Here is a 20,668-nt window from a genome sequence, read left to right as displayed (position 1 = left end):
GGTTTAGTTCACCACTATGTTGCCGCGTGCCCCCATTTCGGCATGCACCATCTGGTGGTCGACAAAGCGGTACGTGCCAGGCTCCGGGAATTCGGCCTCAACATAACCACCCTGCGCGGCACCGAGGTCAAGGGCTTGGGCACCGCCCACGCCGTCGTCAAGCAAAAGCGCGCCCTCCTTGTACACGCGATGGAACTGCGTGCCGACGATATGGAAGCTCGTGCCCTTGTTGGGGCCGGCGGCAAGTACCCAGAAACGTACCGTCTCACCTGCGCGAATGCGAATTGGGTGGGTGAGATACTGGTCGGGGTAGCCGTTGAACTTGTAGATATCGGGGTCCTCGGCCATGGTCTTGTCGGCGTCGGGGCCGTCCTCGCCCCAGTAGCTTTCCGACTGCACCAGAAGAACCTCGTGGTCAACATCAGTGAGATTCGGTGGGTCGATGATGACGGCACCGTGCATACCGGCAGCGATGTGCATGGACATGGGCATGGTTGCGCAGTGGTACATCCAGATGCCCGCGCGGTCAGCACGGAAGCGGTACTCAAGCTTCTCACCAGGGGCGATGTCGCGCATTGGCTCGTCCGGCGAAACAATGCCGGCGTGAAAGTCGATGGAGTGACTCATGGTGCCGTCATTAATGAGCGTGACGACGAACTCGTCGCCCACCTTGCCGCGCAAAGTTGGCCCCAGCGGTTTGCCGTTGAATACCCAATGCTGCTGCTCGACGCCAGGGGCAGCGTAGCCGGTGAACTCGCTGGCTCGCAGCGTGACGTGGTGAACCGTGGCGTCCTCGGCGGGCGTCAACATTGGATTGATGGTGGGGGAGTCCGGACCGGGCTGTTCGCCGACATTCCCGAGTGCGCCTGGCGTTGCGTGGTCGGAGTGGCCGCTGTTCCCGGTGCGGTGTGAATGATTCGAGCCACCTGCATTGACCGTGAGCGTCATGCCCATCTGGCGGTGACCAGCAATGGTGCACCAGCCGTCAATGTCACCGGGAACAACCGGCACTTCAATGGTGGCGGAGTTGCCAGGGGCGACACGTCCGGTGTCCTCGCCGGTGGCCAAGCGCAGATCGTGGACCTGGGAATCAGCGTTGACCATGGTGATGACCAGTCGGTCGCCGGGGTTCGCCTCTATAACGTTCGGGGTATAGGTCATATCGTTGGCAGTAACCGTCACCTCGACGGTTTCTCCGGTGGGCGCAACATCGCTGGTGGTTTCAATGCTTCCCGTACCGCCACCGCCACCGCTCAGCGCAACGCCGACGGTTACTACCAGGCCCAATACAGCCAGAGCAGCGGTAGTTTGAGCACCGAGTCGACGTGCAGTTGCGTGCAGTTCGACCGGGTTCCGCGTTGCTTCCTTGTTGGCCCGTGCCTTCTGACTCTCTCTTAACGCACCAATCTGAGCCTTCGCGGCACGGCCGACAAGTGGCAGATAAGACACCAAGGCAAGGGAGACCATTGCGGAGACCGCCACTTTGGTCCAGGAAGGCAGCGGCATCAGCCACAGTGCCAGACCAATATTGATGGTCGACCAGCGAAATGCGCCCGCGCGGTCAAGTTCCTTCATACCGGCAGAGACTGGGCCAGCACCTCCGCCGATGGTGGCGGGCAAGAGTTGGCTCATCATGCCGATAAGCAACTGGGCGCCGAAACCGATTACCAGCGGCAGCGTGAGGGATGAGATTACGAAGCCGTCGTCAAGCGCCTTGACTGTGGCGACTGCGAGTGTGCCGATTAGCCAGACGACTGCAGCTGCAGCAGACAACGCCGGGTAGCTGAGGCGGTCGCGCGGGTCTTTAGCGACAGTCATGACGTTGTGTGCCCACGGGATGGCGGCTATGACCCAGCCGATAGTGATAATGCCAAGGCCGACGGAGTCCAACCAGTTGAAGCTGGTCAGTGCACCGATCGCGGTAATTGCGATACCTATGAGCTGTACTGCTAGTGCCAGCTTCGGGCGGGAATGCGGCGACATCCGGGTTCGCCACAGCGCTGGGAACATGGTGATGAGCGTGCCGCAGGCCGCGAGCCCGAGGAAGCCAATGAGGTTGACGGTTTCGTGTGCCAATAGGAGATCGTCGTGAAGCGCTTTGCCCTTAGGAGATGCGAGGATGGCGCCGAGTGCAGCGCCGATGGGCAGTAGGCATGCCGACGCGACGTAGTGTGCAACGGAGATGGCGAATGGCCGATCGCGCTTCGCTACCAGGTCGCGTCCGAGGGAAAACGCATGCCATGCGACGGCGACGCCGACGACCGCCGCGCCGACGGTGGTCACTGGCCACCAGTCACCGAGCTTGCCGACGACCGTCGCGACAATACCTACGTTGAGCAGGTAAATATTTGCCAACTGAATCTTCCGATTGCCAACGGGCACGTCGATTTTCAGTAGCTTTTCGGTGAAGTGGCGGCCCCAGATGAGGATGGAGTTGGTGACGGCGCCGAGGGTAAAGAGATGCACCAACAGCCAACGGCCATCGGCGACGAAAGGGTGAATGAGTGCTGCCACAATGATGGAGGCGAACCACCAGCGCACTGGCATACCGGCCTTGCGATGCCAGGACATGCGGCGCTTCTTGCCAGGCTTAGTAGGCGGTTTGGTTGTGGGGGATTGGGGTTCTGGTGTGGCGTGCGACGACATATATCAATAATACGCATACTGGGTGCGCATTTAATATGGGCGCATGTAAGAGTGCTTTTATTTGGTCGGGTCTTCGCCGTTTTTGTGGGCCTGCCAGGACTGTGTGGTCTTCTGTGTCTGACGCATCCGGTTTTGAATCAGCATCAGGGTAGTAAGGAAGGGCTTCCGGGTGATGAAAGCGCGTGCCCGACGCGTTGATGATGTGCTCACGGGGGGTGTAACCCTTTTGTCAAAAGCGATTGTTTGAGCATTCACGCAAATACTTCCTTGAATAAATATCTCAATAAAGAGGTGATTTTGCATTAATTGCAATCGTCAGGAAGTGGCTACGTTAGAAGCTAGTTTGTACAGCTAGTTAGATGAATGTAAACAGATTGAAGCTTCAGTAAACAGTTGGTGAAACGTTGTTTTACCAGGGAGAATGGTGAGTGGTAAAGGTGGCTTTTTGGCTACCCGAACGATGGGGTAGCCCTTTGTAGTAGGGGGCTGTAAATGTAGTTCATATCGCTTAGTATGCCAAGCCTGTGGAACGCATTGTGCGTAAGAAAATTTAACCAGCAGTAAAAGGCATAAGAATGTTTATCCGAGACTGGAAGCAGCTCGCCTGGTGCGTATTTGACGTACTCGCCTGGCTGATTGCGCTGTCCGCCGCTAACGGAATCGTCCGCGGTGAATTGGTATCTTTCTCTGAAATATCAGGCACTAATTTTTTGGTTGTCGCTGTCGCCGTGGCCGTCATCGTCCTGCTCGGCCTGCTGCTCGGGGAGTACACCAACCCACAACGCGTATGGCCCGGCAGTCGAACTGAAGATATTGTTCTGCTGAGCATCAGCATGGGCGGCGCTACCGCAGCCACTGGGTTAGCTCAAATCCTGAAGACCTTCCCGGAAATTGCGTGGTACGTTCCGTTCGCAGGCGGCTGTGTCGCAACTTTGGCAAGTATCTATACCCGAACTCTCGCTCGCTGGATTACCAACAACTTTGGCTCCCGTCAGACGGATGATCGCTTGATTGTTCTCGGTGCAGGCCGTCGAGCCAAATTCTTTATTAACAGCCTTACGGATTCCGGTATCTCCCGTGAGAACCGCTTCCACTTGGTTGGAATCGTCGATCCCAAAGAAAGCGGCGAGAACCATATTTCTCGTATCCATGGTCTCCGCGTGGTTCGTGGAATTGATCAGCTGGGTGAGCTCGCATCGCGCACTTCGGCGCAGTCGGTCATCATTGCGACTGATGAGCCACTGTCCACTGAGTGCATCAACGTCCTCAACCACATTTGTGAGGAATCGTCGCTGCGCCTGCTCATTCTGCCGCCGGTGGAAGAGTACTCGCGCCACCGTGGTGCTGTCGCTACCTCGCAGGTGCGCGAAATTAACATCGCCGACCTCATTGGCCGTCAGCCTCTGCACCTGGATGAATCCAAGGTCGCTTCCATAATCCGCGGTAAGAAGGTGCTGGTCACCGGCGCTGGAGGTTCTATCGGTTCGGAAATCTGCCGACAGGTTCACCGCTTTGAGCCGGCAGAACTGATCATGCTGGATCGCGATGAGGGCGGCTTGCATGCCACGCAGCTGTCGCTGACGGGTTCGGCGCTTCTCGACGGCTCCGATACCGTCCTGGCTGATATCCGTGACGCGGAGATGCTGACGCAAATCTTCACCGAGCGCAAGCCCGATGTTGTCTACCATGCTGCAGCTCTCAAGCACCTGCCACTGCTGGAGAGCTACCCTGCAGAAGCAGTGCAAACCAATGTCATCGGCACCCAGAACGTCCTGGATGCAGCGGCTGCGGCTAACGTTTCAACCGTTATTAATATTTCCACGGACAAGGCTGCGAACCCGGCCTCGATTCTGGGTGAATCCAAGCGCGCTGCGGAACGTCTGACTGCGCACATGGGGAAAACTCACGAAGGTGTCTGGGCATCTGTCCGCTTCGGTAACGTGTTTGGCTCGCGCGGTTCGGTTATTACGACTTTCCAGCGTCAGATTGAAGAGGGCGGCCCGGTGACGGTGACGCATCCTGACGTTCAGCGCTACTTCATGACCATTCCGGAGGCATCGCAGCTGGTGCTGCAGGCTACCGTTATTGCAGAGTCCGGTGAGACTCTGGTGCTGGAGATGGGTAAGCCGGTCAAGATTGCTGAGCTGGCGGAGAACCTCATTAGGCTCCATGACGCAGACGTAGAGATTGTCTACACGGGTCTTCGTGACGGTGAGAAAATCTCCGAGGACTTGGTTGATGACCGCGAGGTTCCCAAGATCGGTGATCGTCATCCGCTAATCACTGAGGTACGTGTTGAGCCGGAACGGCTGAATTCGCGGATTCTCCCGTGCACACATAATCACGATGCTGCACGTCGTTGGCTTGCAGAGCACGGTGGGGCGCAAAGCAGTATTGAGGCGCATCCCACCGGTGCACAATCACTTGCAACCGCTAGCTCGAAAGCAAAATAGTTAGGATGACTCCCCACCGTGACAACCACCAGCTCCTCTAACTCCGGGCAGCTGGCGCAAAGAGTTCGAACAGTTGCGACGATTTCGGCAGCTTCAGCGCTCGCCGCAGTCGTCGCCTTTGTGGTCAGTATTCTTTCCGCGCGAGTGCTGGGGCCCGCCGGTCGAGGCGAGGTCGCTACCGTTTTGCAGTTCGCCTATATTGTGGCGCCATTCGTCGGCTTTGGGGCCGATCGGCTTTTGCTGCGCCGCGATGATTACGACCACGGTCTCATTCCGAGTGGTTACGCCATGACCGTGGTCGCTCTGATTGCCTGCGCCATCGCAGGAGTCGTCTACGGACCGTGGACGGCAATGGCCGGCGTCGTCGCCTTGGTTACCGTGTCATTTTCCATGGTCCGTGCCATGGCTATCAGCCGCCATCGAGTGTCCTTCTTCGTCGCAGTATTCGTCGGTTTTCAGGGTTCAGTACTGCTAATAAGCGCTGCGCTCTATTTCGCCGGAGTCGAAGACTGGCGCTGGTGGGCTGCGGCCTATATCTTCCCGGCACTGCCACTGGCAATCTGGTCGCTAGCGAAGTCACGCAAACACACCGATTCCCGTGTTGGCGGAGTGGTAGAGACGGCACGAACAAATGCCCCATTCATCGCATCGGGTCTGGGGCCGTTGACGACCACACGCTTGGGTCGCGTTTTGCTGCCGGCGCTGGCCTCACCGGCGTCGTTAGGTCTTTTCGTAGTCGTGGCGACGGCGACGGAACCGCTGTATTGGATCGCGCAGTCAGTCGCCGATCAGCGCACCAGCGACCAGAGGGGGCGCGAACTCACCCCGTCTCGTGTGCTCCGACACCTTGGCATAGTCACTGCAGCGTACGGCGCGCTTGGTGCGCTCGGTGGTATGGCACTCTACTTCCTCATCGTGCCGGTATTCGGCCATGAGTTTGAGCCTGCTCGGGAGTTGGTGCTGCCACTGACTATCGCGGCCGTGGTGCTCGGCTGCTACCGACACCTGTGCGGTGAAATTCTCGGCAGCGACAACCCCCGTCGAATTGGCCGAGTGGAGCTCATTTCCGCCGTTATCGCTGTCATTTGTTACCCGATTGGCATTCTTCTCGGAGACGCCCTCGGTCTCGCGTGGACCAGCGCAATTGTCTACTTTGCAGCAGCCGTTGTTGCCGCAGTGGCGTTGATGCAGCCAAGCGGAGGCCAGAAGAATCCATCAACTACCACCGAAGAACTCCCCGTCGACGTAATCGAGGAAGCCTAAACAATGCGAATCACTTATATCCACCAGCACTTTGTTCTCCCCGGTGAGCCGGGTGGTTCCCGACCCTACGAGTTTGCCCGACGAATGGCCGCCGCAGGCCACGAGGTGACAATGATCTGTGGTCGCGATGAGGCCATGGATAAAACGGTTGATGGTATCCACGTGCGTCGTCTAGCGATTCCGTACCGCAATGAAATGTCGAAGCGCGAGCGTATCGTCAGTTTCTTGAACTTCCTGGTGCGCGCCTCCGCGGTCGCTGCCCGTGTGCCTGCCGACGTGATCTACGCGTCCTCGACCCCGCTGACTGTGGCGGTTCCGGGAATCGTGGCGAAGTTTACCCAGCGTGCGCCGTTGGTGGCGGAGATCCGTGACCTGTGGCCAGAGGTGCCGATCAAGTTGGGCTACCTCAATAATCCGGTGGCAATTTTCTTGGCCAAGCAGCTGGAGAAGGCATTTTATGCGGCATCGAGCGAGGTCGTGGCGCTGTCGCCGTCGATGGCCGATGGCGTCAAAGAGGTCGCTCCGAAGAAGCGCGTGACCGTCATTCCGAATGCGTCGGACTTTGAGCGCTTTGATGTCCCGGCCGAGCAGCGTACAGCTTTCCGAAAGGAGCAGGGCTGGGGCGATGACGTGGTAGCTGTCTATGCCGGTGGTTTTGGCATGTCCTACCAGCTGGAGTGGCTTGTGGATTTGGCGGCGCAGCTGCGTCGTGATGGCGTGGAGAATGTGCGTTTTGTCCTGCTGGGACAGGGAAGCGACTCGGATGCGTTGTACCAGCGCGCCAAGGACGCTGGCCTCGATGCCGATGCGATGTTCCTCGGCCGTCAGCCGAAGGAAGATGTCGCCAAGTACGTGTCTGCCGCCGATATCGCGCTATCGCCGCTGCGTGATGACCCCTGCCTGGAGGGCAACTCCCTGAACAAGGTCTTCGATGCCATGGCCGCATCGCGTCCGGTGGTGTTCAACCATGGTGGCTGGCTGGAGGAAGCCGCAACCGAGCACGATGCCGGTTGGCGTCTCTCGCGCGATATTCCGACCGCGGCCAAGCGATTCGCTGAGATCATCTCCGACCGCGATGAGATGCGCGCAGCGGGACAGCGAAATCGCGAACTGGGTGAGAAGCGTTTTGCCCGTGACAGCCTGTACTCCCAGCTCATCGAGGTACTCAACCGCGTCCGAAAGGTGCAGAAGTAATGACTAACGCTGACGCTAACAAGCCCAATGAGCGGATCTTTCTTTCGCTCGCGACAGTCACCGAAGCAGAAGAACAGGCTGTCGTTCGCGCACTCCACTCTGGTTGGGTGGCTCCGTTGGGACCCGAGGTAGACGCGTTTGAAGCGGAGATTGCCAAGCGCTGCGGTGTTGAGCACGCGCTCGCGCTGTCTTCCGGCACCGCTGGCCTGCACTTGGCGCTGCTCGCGCTGGGGATCGGTGAAGGTGACTACATTCCGGTTTCCACCATGACCTTCGCGGCCACGACCAACGCCATCGCTTACGTTGGCGCTACGCCGGTGTTTGTCGATGCGGCAGAGGACGGAAACATCGACCCTGAGCTGCTGCTCCGCACCGTCGATGAGCTGCTCACCGAGGGCAAGAGCGTTCCCGCCGTGATGATTGTGGACCTCTTTGGCCGCTGCGCCGATTACCCGGCCTTCGCGCCACGCCTGGAAGAACTCGGCATCGCGCTCATCGAGGACGCCGCCGAGGCGCTCGGTGCCAGTGTCGATGGTCAGCCGGCCGGCAGTTTCGGCCGTGCCGCCGCGCTGTCTTTCAACGGCAACAAAATCATGACCACCTCCGGCGGTGGCATGCTGCTGTCCGATGATGCCGATCTCATCGCTCGCGCGCGCTACCTGTCCACCCAGGCGCGTCAGCCCGTCGCTTGGTACGAACACACCGAAATCGGCTACAACTACCGACTTTCCAATCTCCTTGCCGCACTGGGGCGGGCGCAGCACTCGCGTCTGGACGGCATGATTGCTCGCCGCCGCCAGATTCGCGATGCGTACATCGATCTGCTCGCCTCGCTTGACGACGATGCCCCTGGTAAAGGTACCCGCTTGCTCTCTGACTCCGACGAGCGTTTCACCGAGAACTGCTGGCTGACCTCAATTGTGCTGCCGCAGGAGGCCGTCGATAAGGGCGTGCTGACCCCGGACAGCGTGATTGCAGCACTTGGTGAGGCCAGCATTGAGGCTCGTCACCTGTGGAAGCCGATGCACCTGCAGCCGGTATACGAGGACGCACGAGCCAGCATCAACGGCACCGCTGAGAATCTTTTCTCCCGTGGCATTACTCTTCCTAGTGGTCCGGCGCTGGACGATGACGACGTCGCGCGGGTGATAGGTGTTTTGAAGGAAGTGCTGGGATGACTTCTACAGAGGTAGCAGGAGAAACTGTAAAACAGCGAAAACCAATACTGCAGTCGCTGTTTATTGTGGTGGCCGCGGGAATGTTTGCTGGTGTCCTCTACGTTGGCGACACGACGATGAAGGACGTCTCTTCGGCGCTTCCTAATCTCTCTCTTGCATTGCCGATTTTGGTAATCGTTGCAATCCTTACAGCCATCGGCACCCCAGAAGCGCAGCGCCAGAGTTGGCTGAATGCGATGAAAGGCGCTGGCAATGTAAAGCAGTGGCCGATGGCCGTGTGGGCATTAGTGGCTTTCTATGCCTGGTTGTTCTGGATGATGCTGTCCGGACTGTGGGCCCCCGAAGCTGCCGAAGTTGCTCCTGTCGTTACTGCGTTGATAACGCTTGGGCTCATCGCCACGATGTCAGCAATACTGTTCTATTTGCATCCTCAGGCACTGGTATGGCTGTGGTTAGCAGTAGCCATTTGCTCGCTTATTTTTCTCTACGGTGGCATTACTGGTCCGAAATATGTCGGGCGCATGACGGCGTTCGGCGGTGGACCGAATGTCTTTGCCCGTTTCATGCTGTACGGCATCGCGGCAGCTGTGTTTTTCATGCTGTGGCGTAAGTTCATGTGGGCAGTTCTCTTGTTTGCTGCACCATTTGCTTACGGTCTCGTTGCGTCGGGAAGCCGCGGTGTACTGGTTGCTACCACCGTGGTAGTCCTCTTTACCGCAATAGCTGTGTTTTTTCACTGGGGTTGGAAGTGGGCGACTGTTTTTTACGTCGCAGTCGCCGCAGCGGTCGCGTATGGATACTCGCGGTTCATCGCAGGTACCGAGATTGAAGAATACTTTAAGACGCGCTTTATCCAATTGACCTTCGAAAAAGAACATGATTCCGGACGCGGTTATCTCCATGATGAAGCTTTCCGAATCATGAGTGAACACCGCATCTTTGGTGGAGGCCTGCATAGCTTCGTTGTGCTGTCGACACCGAGGTCTTCACGTCCACTGGAGCATCCGCACAATATCTTCTACACAGTCGGATCTGAAGCGGGTGTCATAGGTATCGGCCTGTTTGTGATTGTGCTGGTTGTGCTGGCAATCGCCTGTCGCCACCTATTCAAGTTTCTTCAAGCTGGTCTGACCGCAGCTGTGGCGTTAGCGGTTCTTGTGGCACAGGTTTTTTCCGGCTACTACTACGATTCCCGTTCGCTATGGCTATTTGGCTTTGCAGCAGCATTTACAATGCTGAGCCTACGGCGCAAGGCCGCAGCATCGGCAGAACCAGAGCTGGATGAGCAGCCGCAACCAGAACCCGCAGTCGAGCCCGAACCAGTCATGGTCACCGATACCGCGGAGCCGGTTGTGCCGGAGCTGGAGCCAGCGGTGGCCGTCGTCAAGCAAAGTGCGCCTGACAACCAGAATGACCACAAGAAACTGCGCGTTGCGGCAGCGTCGTTTGCCGCGGCCGGTGCAGTGGGTGCAATCGGATGGCTGGTCAGGAACCGTTCCAATGCGGAAGTCGATGCGCGTGCCGAAAAGCTTCTGCGCGAAATGTTCAACGAAAAGTAGGAGATGACCAATGGATTCACTGAGCATCCGCGCGCAACGGGTAATTAAGCGTGGCGTCGACATCGCGGCATCTGCAGCGGGTCTGATTGTGCTGTCGCCAGTTATGGGCGCTACGGTTCTGGCAGTGCGACTTTCCATGGGAAAGCCAGTCCTATTCCGCCAGGAACGCCCGGGCCAGGATGGTGAGCCGTTTAATATCCTCAAGTTTCGGACGATGCACCACGTCAATCCGGAAAAGGGGCTTGTCGACGATGCGTCCCGCCTCACCGAGGTGGGAAAATTCCTTCGGTCCACAAGCTTGGATGAGCTCCCGGAGCTCTTTAACGTTCTGCGTGGCGATATGAGCCTCGTTGGCCCGCGTCCGCTGCGAATGAAGTACCTAGAGCGCTATTCGCCGCGCCAAGCACGCCGCCATGAGGTGCCACCGGGGATTACGGGGCTTGCCCAGGTCTCGGGCCGCAATGGCATCACCTGGGAAGAACGTTTCGAGTACGACGTGCAGTACGTGGATAATTGGTCGCTACTGCTCGATGCAAAGATTCTGCTTGACACGATCTTGGTGGTGCTCAAGCGTGAAGGGATCTCGGAAGAGGGGCAAGTGACTATGACCGAGTTCACCGGTTCGTCGGAGAAGGACGTCTCGGCTAGCGCAGGTTCTTAATCACACTTGCAGGAACACCGGCGACAACGGTGTAGTCATCGACATCGCTAGTAACTGCGGCTCCGGATCCGATGTACGCTCCCTCGCCAACGGTGAGGCCGGGGTTGATTACGGAGTTGGCGCCTAGGGTGCAGGCTTCGCCAAGCGTGACAAAGCCCGACACGGCATTGAGCGGGAAGATTGTGCAGTAGTCCCGCAGCACCGCATCGTGGCCAATCGTGACATTCATATTGATTTGGGCGTGCTTGCCTACCTCAATATTGCAGGTCAGGCGCGCTCCGGGGCAGATGACGGTGCCCTCGCGGAGCGTGACCAGCGCGCCGATGCTGGTGTCTGGGTGGACCAGAGTCGCAGGCACGAGCCCTTCGGTATCTGCGCGTTGCGCAATCGAACGTCGAGCTGCGCCGCTGCCGATTGCGACTGTGTAGTAGACCCCCTCGGGCAAGTCCGCGAGGATTTCGGTTTTGCCCAAGAGTTGCACGCCCATTTTGTGGAAAAAGGTCATATCTGGGGTGCCATCATCAATAATGCCTAGGATTTCCCACTGCGGTGGTAGGCCGTTGGCTGCTGCGTAGTCGTTGATGTCCTTGATGAAGCTGACCACGTTTCGGCCAAAACCACCAGCGCCGACGATGACAATCTTTTCGGTCGTCGTGTTGTTAATCCACTGCTTTGGCATGAGTGTCATTATCCCACTGATAGCCGTATTTAGCCGGAGTGCGTGACTGCGAATTCACCTACCACCAGTAGGTGGGATACCGAAGGCCGCGCAGTCGATTTGCGAGGATGCCAAGCACCACGATCATGATTGACGAAGCGAAAATGAAGCCTATGAAGCGGAAGTCGTTGGCAAGCCCATGGCCGTGTGGCATCAGCACGGTGACCATAGCGGTAGCGGTGGCAGGGGAGTGAGCCGCGCGAGCAAGAAGCATGAGCGCGAAGGCAACGCCGGCGGCAACCGCTGCAGCAATGATGGTCGAACCCAACATGTGCAGAGTTGCGATGCCAGTCGTGCAGCCGATGAGGTGTCCGACCACGACATTTCGTGGCTGAGCCAGGGGTAAGTTCGGTGCGCCGACGATAAGTGCCATGGCAGCGCCAATAGGAGGCAAAAATAGCAGGTCAGAGACAGAAGTTGAGATGAGTGCCAGGGTCATCAGCGGCAGGCTCACGGCTACCGAGGCGGCGATAACATGGCGCAGCGGCGGGCGGGGTGGCGCTTCGCTGGCGATTCGGGGCCACTTCGGAGACCGTGAATTAGACATGAGAACGATGTTAGGGTGTGCAGCCTCATCTGCGTCGCGGTTCGAGGTTTTTATTGAAATAGAAGTTTAAATGGGGTGGCGCCCAGGTCTCCCAAGCCTCCAAACCCGAACCAGACCCGAACCAAACTCCGACCATTTTCACCGGGTATGACACACTTAAGGACATGGAGCCTATCGATGTCGCAATCCGGGACGAGTCTATCCGTCTCGGGCAATTCCTGAAGTTGGCAAACCTGGTGGAAACGGGCGGTCTGGCCAAGGAACTCATTGCCGAGGGCCAGGTCAGCGTGAACGGTGAGGTCGACACTCGCCGTGGCAAGGTGCTGCGTCCAGGGGACGTCGTCTCTGTTGCCGGTATGTCGGCACGCGTGGCCACCGCCGATGAAGTCGATGATGACTACTTTGATGAGGCCACCGCCGACGATGACTTTGATCCTGAAAAGTGGAGGAACTTGTAACTCATGCCCGCATTTCCCGCCGAATTTGGCATGCCCCTGCGCGTAGATCTGCTTTCCGCCGCACCGCGTAAGACCGAGCGCTTCTACCGCGGCGTTCTCGGGTGGGCTTATCGCAATACCGCGCCAATCCATGAGGATGCCCGCGAGGCATCCGCTGGTCGCCGCGTTGCCATGCTGTCCGGAATGCCGGTGTCGGTGCTGCTTGAGGCCGATAAGGACGCTGAGGATGCCTTCGTCAATCAGTGGCGCGTGAATTTCCATGTCGGCTCCGCCGCTGGTGCCGTCGAGAAGGCGCGCGAGCTCGGCGCTGAGGTCTTCCAGGAACCGACCCCGCTTGTCGACGGATCCACGATGGCCGTCGTTTCCGACCCCGCCGGTGGCCTCATTGGGCTGCTGGAACAGCCGGGTGAGCAGGCCTTTATCGCAGCGGGCGAGCCCGGCACCCCGGTGTGGTTCGAGCTGGTCGCAGGCCCGGAGGAGACCTTTGAGCAGGTCGCGGACTTCTACCACAACTTCTTTGGCTGGGAAATCGCAGTGCGCAACAAGAATGAGCACGGCACTTTCGCAGTTGCGATGGAAGACGGGGCGCCGTTCGCTGGCTTGGTAGCCAGCTCGGTTGCTGCACAGACCGATGCGGCAGATAAGAGCTTCGTTGGCTGGCTGGCCTACCTTGGCGTGGAGAACATCGACACCGCTGTCGCCAAGGCTGAGGAACTGGGCGGTTCCGTGCTCGTTGCCCCGCAGGCTACCGAGTTCGGTCCGCTGGCAACTGTGCAGGATCCGTGTGGTGCGGCAGTTGTACTCTGCGAGGTGCCGCTGCCACCGGAGGAGGACATCCGCGAGTCCGACCCGCTGGAAGGCATTGACCTCAGCCAGTTCCAGTAGGCGCTAGAGCTCTTCTTCGTCGTCCTCAGGGTCCTGTTTTCCGGTGTAGTTAACGTGTAAAGGATCGTCTTCGTTTTTTAGCCAATGCAGCGAAGAAGTCATTGGTCCAGGTAAAAAGTTCACTTTTACCAAGGTTGACTTGCTGCTGGAGCAATGGGTGATAAACAACCCGCTGTGACGGTGGGCAGTCGTAGTAAAAGATTCGGTACAGTCCAGCGCGCGATTCACGTATATGGCGATGGCAGTACTTGACCAGTTCATCAGCGCGATCCTCTGCGGTCTTATGACCAAACAGTGTTGCCGCACGTTTGCGGTAAAAGCCACCATCAACAAGCACTGCTGTAGTGATCTCGCGTAAAGGCACAGCTCGCGCAGCACTATATCTGTTTCTACTCATATTTCTTGGCCCTCCCCCTATGAGTAATCCCAGTCATCGGCGCTCTCCTTATCGGCGGAGGGTCAACGGCTGGGATTGATAGCAACCACTTTAATTGCGCTTCGTAATCGAGTCAATGCCTACAACCCCAGCTCCCCCCGCACTGCAGTCACAAACTCGCTGGTAGTCGCGGTGCCGCCGAGGTCTGGCGTCGGCGCGGTGCACTTGGCGGCGTAGACGGCCTCGCGCAGCTTGGCTGCGGGCGCAAGTTCCGAGGTCGGATGCCCAAGGTGCTCCGCGCACATTGCCGCAGAGAGCAAAAACGCAGCCGGGTTGGCGATGCCGCGCCCGGCAATGTCCGGTGCCGAACCGTGCACCGGCTCGAAAACCGCAAAGTCGTCGCCAACATTCGCCGATGCCGCCAGCCCCAGCCCGCCAATCAAACCGGCACCGATGTCACTGAGAATGTCGCCGATGAGGTTTTCCGCGATGATGACATCAAAGCGCGCCGGGTCGGTCACCAGCTGCATTGCCACGGCATCCGCATTGGCAAAATCGAATGCGACCTGCGAATACTCCTCCGCCACTTCTTCAACTGCCCCGCGAATCACACGCGCAGAGTCCCGCAGGATATTCGGCTTGTCCGCCACCGTCACCGTCGGCGTGGCCTCCGAATCGGGGTTTGCCGCCTGGCGCGCGAGAGCCAACTTGGCCGCCTGTCGCGCAAGGCGGTGCCACGCAAAGGACGTCGTCACGCGCAAAGAAATCGCAACGTCGCCACGCTTATCGACGGCGCGAGCCACCGTCGAGTCCTCCGCCACCTCTGCCCACAGGTGGTGGTGCGGGGAGTCGGTCGGGGTGTCGTAAGGCGGGAGGAGATAGTCGTGACTGTAGAGACCCTCGGTGTTTTCGCGGACAATGGTGAAGTCGACAGCCACGCCGGGCAGGGTGACCGGGCGGATGTTGGCGAAGAGGTCGAGGCGCTGGCGCAGCTGGAGAACAGGGGAGCGGTAGGTCAGGCCGGTATCGCGCAGATGCGGTGCTAGTTCTTCCTCAGCCTCGCGAGCGGGCTTGGAGGTAATCGCCGCGAGCAGAGCGGCGTCGCTGCGTCCGAGTGTTTCCCAAGTTTCCTGCGGGACGGGATTGCCGTGCGCGCACCACTGGGACCAGCCAATTTGTGCCTCTGTCAGCTCCCAGTGCGGGAAGACATCGGCGATGAGTCCTCGGCAGGCATCGGTGATTTCAGGGCCGATGCCGTCGCCGGGCAGGAGTGTGATGCGGCGCGGTGCCGCTTCTAAAGCAGTCGCAGGCTGGTCGGTTTCCATGGCTCTTAGCCTAGGACTGCGACGCCTGCGCGTGTGTGGTTTGGCCTACTTAGCGAAAGTAACCGGGATCTCGGTGATGTCCTCGAAGCCCTCGCTGTGGTCACCGAAGAGCTTCAGCACGCAGTCCTGCTGGGTGCAGTCCACGGCCTCGCCGGTGGGCACAACGCTGAGCTCGAAGTGTGCGGTGTTGTCGTCGGCGATGGTGGTGGTGCCGCCGGACTTCTTGGTAATCCACTGCTGCGACTGGGTGCCGGCACTGCGGTCACCGGTGCAGTCCGGGACGGGGTTGCCTGGAGCCTTCTCGGCGGCGCAGAGTGCGGCGTAGTAGCCGTAGTCGGGGTCGAGACCAGACAGGTCGACGGAGATGACATCGCCCTCGGAGAGGTCGTTGACCGGCTCGGCCTCCATGGTTACTTCGCCGGCGCTGGCGTCGGTTTCTTGATCTGCAGCCGAGCTGGTGGTTTCCGAGGCGTTGGTAGCATCCTGTGCGGCATCGTCCGCGTCATCTGTGCCACAGGCGGCGAGAAGTGGAAGTGCGGCGACGGCCGGAACAGCCAGGAAAGCCGCGCGACGCTGGAGTGTACGAGTAGTCATAGGAGGTAACGTCCTTCCGAAAAACTGTAGAGATTACTATCTTTACTTAAGGGTAGGCTAACCTAGAACTAAAAGATAGCCTAAGATTCTTTGGGTGAGTAGAGCAAAGTCCTTTCTAAGCTCTTTGTTACTAGTGTTAGTCGTTATTTAGTCATTCTTTTTGTCGTCTATCTCCGTGCAGCGTCAGCTCACAGAGGGGGAATATGTTCACCGTGCCTGCCTGTCGCGTTCGCAGCCTTGCCGGAACACTGCTGAGTGTTGTCCTGGTCGCAGGACTAGTCGCCTGTGGTTCCGATGATGCCGCGAGGGAGGGGGCATCGTCGTCAAGCGCTGGCGTGACGACGGTACCGCGCGCCGACAACATTTCCGCTCACGATGCCGCGCATGCGAACCTACCTTCGGAAAACCCCGAAGTGCTGCTGAAAGACCCGAAACCGGCGGCGGACAAGGACTACCAGCGTATTCTCACGCTTGACCGGGCGGGAGCACTCAGCCGAGCGGTCTACACGCTTGGCCTCGGAGACCGTCTGGTGGGGCGCGACGCCACCTCCGATTTCCCGGCGGTAAAGGATCTGCCGAACCTCACCATTGGCGGACATGCAGTCAATGCTGAGTCGGTGATGAAGCTGAAGCCGGAGCTCATCATTACCGATGGCACGATTGGCCCTAGCCGTGTCTTCGACACGTTTGAAAAGGCGGGAATCACTGTCGTCCATGTGTCGGACGAGCGCACTCCCGAGACCATCAACACGCTTATCGACGAGGTTGCGGGCGCAGTCGGCCTGGCTGACCAAGTTCGCCCGGTGAAGGAGCACCTGGACAAGGAGCTGGCGGCTGCGACCGAGTACGCGCAGGCCAAGGCCGATGGCCGCAAGATGATGATCCTGTATGTGCGCGGAACCGGTGTGGCCATGATTGCGGGACCGGATTCTGGTGGGCGTTCTCTGATCACTCGTCTCGGCGGTGTCGATGCCGGTGAGGGCGTGGGTATTGAGGGTGCGTTCACGCCTATTACTCCGGAGTCCCTGATTGCTGCGGCTCCAGACACCATCCTGGTTATGTCTGGTGGCCTGGAGTCCGTCGGCGGGATTGAAGGCTTGAAGGAAATCCCGGGCATCGCACAGACCCCGGCGGGCCAGAATGAGTCCGTTGTGGACGTGCCCGATTCGCAGCTGCTGTCCTTTGACTCGCAGTCGCCGCGTGCGATTCGCGCCATTGCGGATGCTCTCTACGGTGGCGGTGCTGGTGATGGCGCTGACAAGACTGCGGGAAAGTGACTGGCTGAGCAATGCAGACAACCGCGAACAAAACTAGTCCGTTCAGACAGGTGGCCGTTTTCATTGGACTCGCCCTAGCGCTGGTGCTGGCAATAGGTTGGTCGGCCTCCGTGGGGCAGTTCGGCGCTACCATCGGCGAATCACTGAGCTCAATGGTGAGGCTAGTGTTCAATGGCGGTCTCGGTGACGCGCCAGAGCCCATCGACACCGTGCTGTGGCAAGTGCGACTGCCGCGCATCGCGCTGGCCTGCCTCGTTGGCGCGGGGCTCGCCCTCGCAGGTGTGGCGCTGCAAGCGGTGTTCGGCAACCCGCTTGCCGAACCCGGCCTCATCGGCGTTTCCTCCGGCGCCGCGGTCGGCGCTGCCACCGCCACAGTTTTGGGCACCGCCGCCGGGCTTTCCGGAGTGCTCGGCGGAGTGTTGAGTGTCTTCGCCAGCAGCTGGGCCATTGCGGTCTCAGCTTTTATTGGTGGCGCGGTAGCCACGGCTATTGTGGCCGCCAATGCGCACGGTGGCCGCGATATCGCTCGAATCATTCTGGTCGGTGTGGCTGTGAACTCCATCTGTGGTGGTCTGGTTTCGCTCCTGACATTCGTAGCCTCCACGGCTGCCCGCGACCGCATTGTGTTCTGGCAGATGGGCTCGTTTGCCAGTGCCACCTGGACGCAGGTTGTCATTATTACGTTGGTGACAGTTCCGGCCGTGATTGCCATGTGGGTCAGCTACCGCAAGCTGGACATTCTGAGTCTTGGTGAAGCGCAAGCCCGCCACCTGGGTATTAACGTCGTCACGCTGCGTCGCGCCATCATTTTTGGCACGTCCCTGGTCGTGGCGGCTGGAGTGGCATTTTCCGGCATCATCGTCTTCATCGGCCTGGTCGTGCCGCACGCTGCACGACTGCTGCTGGGACCAGCGCATCGCACGCTGATTCCCGCATGCATCCTCGGCGGCGCGCTGGCCACAACGCTGGCCGACCTCGCGGCCCGCACCATGATCACCGGTGCGGACCTGCCGCTGGGAATGCTCACCTCGATTGTCGGTGGCCCACTGTTCTTCTGGCTGCTCCTGCGTTCGAAGAGGGCGGTGCACTAATGGAAATTCACTCTGGCCTGGGTATTTCTGCCGAAAATGTCAGCATCACCCTGGACGGTCACCGCATCCTCAACGATATTTCCGTGGTCGCCGAGCCCGGAAAAGTCACCGCGCTGGTCGGCCCGAATGGTGCCGGAAAGTCGACACTCCTTGCAGCGCTTTCCGGCGACCATGAGCTCAGTGGCGGCGACGTCCGGATCGGCGAGCACTCCATTACCGAGCTCTCCATCGCCGACCTGGCCCGCTACCGCGCCGTCCTGGTGCAGAGCCAAGAACTGTCCGTGCCATTCACCAGCCGTGAAGTCATCGACTTCGGACGCAACCCCTGGGGCTGCCCGAACGAAGAGCTGCTCGCGGAAGTCATCACTGAATGCGACGTCGCGCACCTCCTTGACCGGGAAGTCCCGACCCTCTCCGGCGGCGAGCGCGCCCGCGTCCACAGCGCGCGCGTGTTCTACCAGGACACTCCTGTCGTGCTTCTCGACGAACCGACTGCAGCCCTGGACCTCCACCATGCCGAAAAAATCATGGGAATGATGCGCGCCCGCGCGGCGGCGGGCAAAGCCGTGGTCGTGGTCCTGCACGATTTGTCCGCCGCAGCGGCGTATGCCGATCACGTTGTGGTGGTGGCGCAGGGGCGCGTCGTAAAGCAAGGACCGCCTGCGGAAACCCTGGATGCACAGACCGTCAGCGAAGTCTACGGCATCGGTGTGGAAGTGCTTCAGGACTCCGCGGGCAACCCCGTGCTGGTGCCTCAGCGCGCGAGCCACAATCTCTCACCCCAGTCTCCGAACCTCACAGAGAAAGAAGAAAACCATGGTTGAAAACACGATTAAAGAAGGTGACAAGCAGGCTGCTCAGCCCCTGGCAGAACGACTCAAAGTGGAGACTGCGGGTGTCCACAGTGAAGCGGAGAACTCCGACTTCATGTCGAGGCTGCTTGCGGGTGAACTGAATGCGCAGGCGGCCATCGATCTAACTGGTCAGCTGTACTTTGTGTACGAAGCGTTGGAGCAGGCCGTGCGGTCCACTGCGGAGTCGCCGCAGGTCAGCGCGGTCTACGATGCGCAGCTGGAGCGCCTGGAGGCTCTGGCGGCCGACCTTGAACATTTGGTGGGGCCTGACTGGCGGGAAAAGATCTCGCCAGTGGAGGCGACAAAGAACTACGTGGCCGAGCTTCGTGAAATCGAAAGCAACGGCAACGCCAACGCCGCATTGGCACACCATTACGTTCGCTACCTGGGCGATCTTTCTGGTGGCCAGGTGATTGCGTCCATGCTGGCCAAGCACTACGGCATCGGTGCGGAGGGAACCCGATTCTATGACTTCTCCGCGATCGGAAAAATTAAGCCCTACCGCGACGGCTACCGACAGAGTCTGTCTGAGCTGGGCATTTCGGATGCCGACAAAGATGCCGTGGTTGACGAGGCGAAAAAGGCATTTCGTCTCAACCGGGCCATTTTCCACGACCTAGCTGGCGGCCTAGACGACGCAGTGGCGTAGGTCGCGGACTGGAGTGCTGTGACCGTGGCGGTGGGCGGTATGCGTTAGCCGATGTACACCACTGCGTTACGGCCGCCCGTGCACTTGATGTTGCTGCCAGCAGGACGGCACCACATGTTGTAGGTCAGGCCAGTCGTTGGGCTGTAGGCCGTGATGGTGCCGGATTCCGCACCAGTGGAATTGCGATAGCGGACGTAGGCGCTGTGTACATTTCGAACGAACGGATCGCTCGTTGAGGACGTGCCCTTCCATGCGCTGGAGAGGTTGCCGCCAGCCAGGCCCGATGAGCGAGACGAGCCCGAATTACCGGATGAGCCACTCGAATCTTGAACAACCACGGTCTCAGTCTGTGTGACCGGTGGGTTGGGCTGGCTCGAAGCATCGGCAGCGACCTGCGTGGTGGCAGCTGGCTGTGTATCGGCAGCAGCCACCGAGTCATCTTTGCCGAGGCTGACATAAGCAACTGCGCCAACCAGACTCAGCAGCACCACGACCAGCACTGAAATGAGCGCAATCATTGCGCCGGAAGTACCTGAGTTCTGCTGCGGATACGCTGTTGGGGCTGCGTAAGCGTACGCTGGTGCCGGCTGCGCAGCGAACTGGGGTTGCTGCTGCGGCTGTGGTTGTGGTTGAGGTGCCTGGTTCGGGTACACGGGGCCGAAAGAACCGGTGGAAGGATTCGAATTGTAGTTGGGGTCTGAGCTGGGGGACTCGTTATGCGACATGCTGGACGACCAATCACGAGGAGGAAGTGTTCCCCCTGTGATGAGCCCAACCCGCGTAGCGAATGGTGTTCCATCCCCTGGGGACACGGTTAACGGCTTTTATTGTATTACTGGGAAAACTGTAAAGCATGTTAGGAGACGCATGTCTTGCGCAAAATGCGGCAAGGACGGGTTTAGCTAGACCCGAAATGAGGTGGTGAGCTTCAAATGAGGTT

At 59.3% G+C, this 20,668-nt stretch carries 20 protein-coding genes; 12 read left to right on the top strand and 8 right to left on the bottom strand.

Annotation, left to right across the window (positions count from 1 at the left end; all coding sequences use genetic code 11):
• Positions 1 to 3: 3 nt before the first annotated feature.
• The gene (locus tag CRD13_RS06140; protein WP_255467805.1) at positions 4 to 2,571 is read right to left on the bottom strand and encodes a multicopper oxidase domain-containing protein; all 2,568 of its coding nucleotides are present in this window, start codon (positions 2,569 to 2,571) and stop codon (positions 4 to 6) included.
• Between the two features lie 132 nt (positions 2,572 to 2,703).
• Positions 2,704 to 2,856: a hypothetical protein gene (locus tag CRD13_RS06135; RefSeq protein WP_180802981.1), complete on the bottom strand. Its 153-nt coding sequence runs from the start codon at positions 2,854 to 2,856 to the stop codon at positions 2,704 to 2,706.
• 365 nt (positions 2,857 to 3,221) lie between these two features.
• Here CRD13_RS06135 and CRD13_RS06130 point away from each other — a divergent pair, with 365 nt between their 5' ends.
• The 6 genes from CRD13_RS06130 to CRD13_RS06105 are packed head-to-tail and all read left to right on the top strand — an operon-like array spanning position 3,222 to position 10,954.
• Positions 3,222 to 5,099 carry a polysaccharide biosynthesis protein gene (locus CRD13_RS06130; protein ID WP_070601367.1) on the top strand — a complete coding sequence of 626 codons (1,878 nt, stop codon included), beginning with the start codon at positions 3,222 to 3,224 and terminating at the stop codon, positions 5,097 to 5,099.
• A gap of 18 nt (positions 5,100 to 5,117) precedes the next feature.
• Entirely contained in the window at positions 5,118 to 6,362 is a 1,245-nt protein-coding gene (locus CRD13_RS06125; RefSeq protein WP_187401422.1) for a hypothetical protein, read from the top strand.
• 3 nt (positions 6,363 to 6,365) lie between these two features.
• Positions 6,366 to 7,556, top strand: a complete 1,191-nt coding sequence (locus tag CRD13_RS06120) for a glycosyltransferase family 4 protein (RefSeq protein WP_070856942.1) — start codon at positions 6,366 to 6,368, stop codon at positions 7,554 to 7,556.
• Positions 7,556 to 8,734 (top strand): DegT/DnrJ/EryC1/StrS aminotransferase family protein, encoded by a 1,179-nt coding sequence (locus CRD13_RS06115; protein ID WP_049172526.1) that lies wholly within the window; start codon positions 7,556 to 7,558, stop codon positions 8,732 to 8,734. Before CRD13_RS06120 ends, CRD13_RS06115 begins: the two co-directional genes overlap by 1 nt.
• Positions 8,731 to 10,293 carry an O-antigen ligase family protein gene (locus CRD13_RS06110; RefSeq protein WP_147719270.1) on the top strand — a complete coding sequence of 521 codons (1,563 nt, stop codon included), beginning with the start codon at positions 8,731 to 8,733 and terminating at the stop codon, positions 10,291 to 10,293. Before CRD13_RS06115 ends, CRD13_RS06110 begins: the two co-directional genes overlap by 4 nt.
• A 10-nt stretch (positions 10,294 to 10,303) precedes the next feature.
• Positions 10,304 to 10,954, top strand: a complete 651-nt coding sequence (locus CRD13_RS06105) for a sugar transferase (RefSeq protein WP_222866671.1) — start codon at positions 10,304 to 10,306, stop codon at positions 10,952 to 10,954.
• Here the strand turns inward: CRD13_RS06105 and CRD13_RS06100 are convergent.
• Together CRD13_RS06100 and CRD13_RS06095 are read right to left on the bottom strand one after the other, a co-directional pair.
• The gene (locus CRD13_RS06100; RefSeq protein WP_187401421.1) at positions 10,938 to 11,633 is read right to left on the bottom strand and encodes a NeuD/PglB/VioB family sugar acetyltransferase; all 696 of its coding nucleotides are present in this window, start codon (positions 11,631 to 11,633) and stop codon (positions 10,938 to 10,940) included. The two genes, CRD13_RS06105 and CRD13_RS06100, sit on opposite strands and share 17 nt — an antisense overlap.
• A 58-nt stretch (positions 11,634 to 11,691) precedes the next feature.
• Positions 11,692 to 12,219 (bottom strand): HPP family protein, encoded by a 528-nt coding sequence (locus CRD13_RS06095; RefSeq protein ID WP_049193366.1) that lies wholly within the window; start codon positions 12,217 to 12,219, stop codon positions 11,692 to 11,694.
• 164 nt (positions 12,220 to 12,383) lie between these two features.
• On the opposite strand from CRD13_RS06095, the gene CRD13_RS06090 reads away from it, so the two are divergent.
• Together CRD13_RS06090 and CRD13_RS06085 are read left to right on the top strand one after the other, a co-directional pair.
• Positions 12,384 to 12,677, top strand: a complete 294-nt coding sequence (locus tag CRD13_RS06090) for an RNA-binding S4 domain-containing protein (RefSeq protein ID WP_005510922.1) — start codon at positions 12,384 to 12,386, stop codon at positions 12,675 to 12,677.
• 3 nt (positions 12,678 to 12,680) lie between these two features.
• On the top strand, positions 12,681 to 13,562 hold the full coding sequence (locus tag CRD13_RS06085; RefSeq protein WP_049172516.1) for a VOC family protein: 882 nt from the start codon (positions 12,681 to 12,683) through the stop codon (positions 13,560 to 13,562).
• Positions 13,563 to 13,611: 49 nt separating this feature from the next.
• Here the strand turns inward: CRD13_RS06085 and CRD13_RS06080 are convergent, their stop codons facing one another.
• The 3 genes from CRD13_RS06080 to CRD13_RS06070 all read right to left on the bottom strand — a co-directional run bounded on the left by CRD13_RS06080 (position 13,612) and on the right by CRD13_RS06070 (position 15,857).
• Complete coding sequence (locus CRD13_RS06080) at positions 13,612 to 13,959, bottom strand: hypothetical protein (RefSeq protein ID WP_176719133.1); 348 nt, start codon at positions 13,957 to 13,959, stop codon at positions 13,612 to 13,614.
• Between the two features lie 119 nt (positions 13,960 to 14,078).
• Positions 14,079 to 15,263: an isocitrate/isopropylmalate dehydrogenase family protein gene (locus tag CRD13_RS06075; RefSeq protein ID WP_187401420.1), complete on the bottom strand. Its 1,185-nt coding sequence runs from the start codon at positions 15,261 to 15,263 to the stop codon at positions 14,079 to 14,081.
• A 45-nt stretch (positions 15,264 to 15,308) separates the two neighbouring features.
• A complete protein-coding gene (locus CRD13_RS06070) occupies positions 15,309 to 15,857 on the bottom strand; it encodes a neocarzinostatin apoprotein domain-containing protein (RefSeq protein WP_049172509.1) in 549 nt (182 codons plus the stop codon).
• 203 nt (positions 15,858 to 16,060) lie between these two features.
• Between CRD13_RS06070 and CRD13_RS06065 the strand changes: the two genes are divergently transcribed.
• Genes CRD13_RS06065 through CRD13_RS06050 form a run of 4 tightly spaced genes read left to right on the top strand, consistent with a single transcriptional unit; the run spans position 16,061 to position 19,728 of the window.
• Positions 16,061 to 17,134 carry a hemin ABC transporter substrate-binding protein gene (locus CRD13_RS06065; protein ID WP_187401419.1) on the top strand — a complete coding sequence of 358 codons (1,074 nt, stop codon included), beginning with the start codon at positions 16,061 to 16,063 and terminating at the stop codon, positions 17,132 to 17,134.
• An 11-nt stretch (positions 17,135 to 17,145) separates the two neighbouring features.
• Entirely contained in the window at positions 17,146 to 18,225 is a 1,080-nt protein-coding gene (locus tag CRD13_RS06060; RefSeq protein ID WP_049172506.1) for an iron ABC transporter permease, read from the top strand.
• Complete coding sequence (locus tag CRD13_RS06055; protein ID WP_049172502.1) at positions 18,225 to 19,049, top strand: heme ABC transporter ATP-binding protein; 825 nt, start codon at positions 18,225 to 18,227, stop codon at positions 19,047 to 19,049. The genes CRD13_RS06060 and CRD13_RS06055 overlap by 1 nt, the downstream gene beginning before the upstream one ends.
• Positions 19,042 to 19,728 carry a heme oxygenase (biliverdin-producing) gene (locus CRD13_RS06050; RefSeq protein WP_070642739.1) on the top strand — a complete coding sequence of 229 codons (687 nt, stop codon included), beginning with the start codon at positions 19,042 to 19,044 and terminating at the stop codon, positions 19,726 to 19,728. Before CRD13_RS06055 ends, CRD13_RS06050 begins: the two co-directional genes overlap by 8 nt.
• A gap of 44 nt (positions 19,729 to 19,772) precedes the next feature.
• Here CRD13_RS06050 and CRD13_RS06045 read toward each other — a convergent pair whose 3' ends face one another.
• Positions 19,773 to 20,453: a hypothetical protein gene (locus CRD13_RS06045; protein WP_049172498.1), complete on the bottom strand. Its 681-nt coding sequence runs from the start codon at positions 20,451 to 20,453 to the stop codon at positions 19,773 to 19,775.
• Positions 20,454 to 20,668 lie beyond the last annotated feature (215 nt).

It is taken from the genome of Corynebacterium sp. LK26, assembly GCF_014335085.1.
GTDB classification, from domain to species: Bacteria; Actinomycetota; Actinomycetes; order Mycobacteriales; family Mycobacteriaceae; genus Corynebacterium; species Corynebacterium jeikeium_D.
The sequence above is the reverse complement of the archived record's forward strand: the minus strand, read 5'-3'. Positions and strand labels throughout refer to the sequence as shown.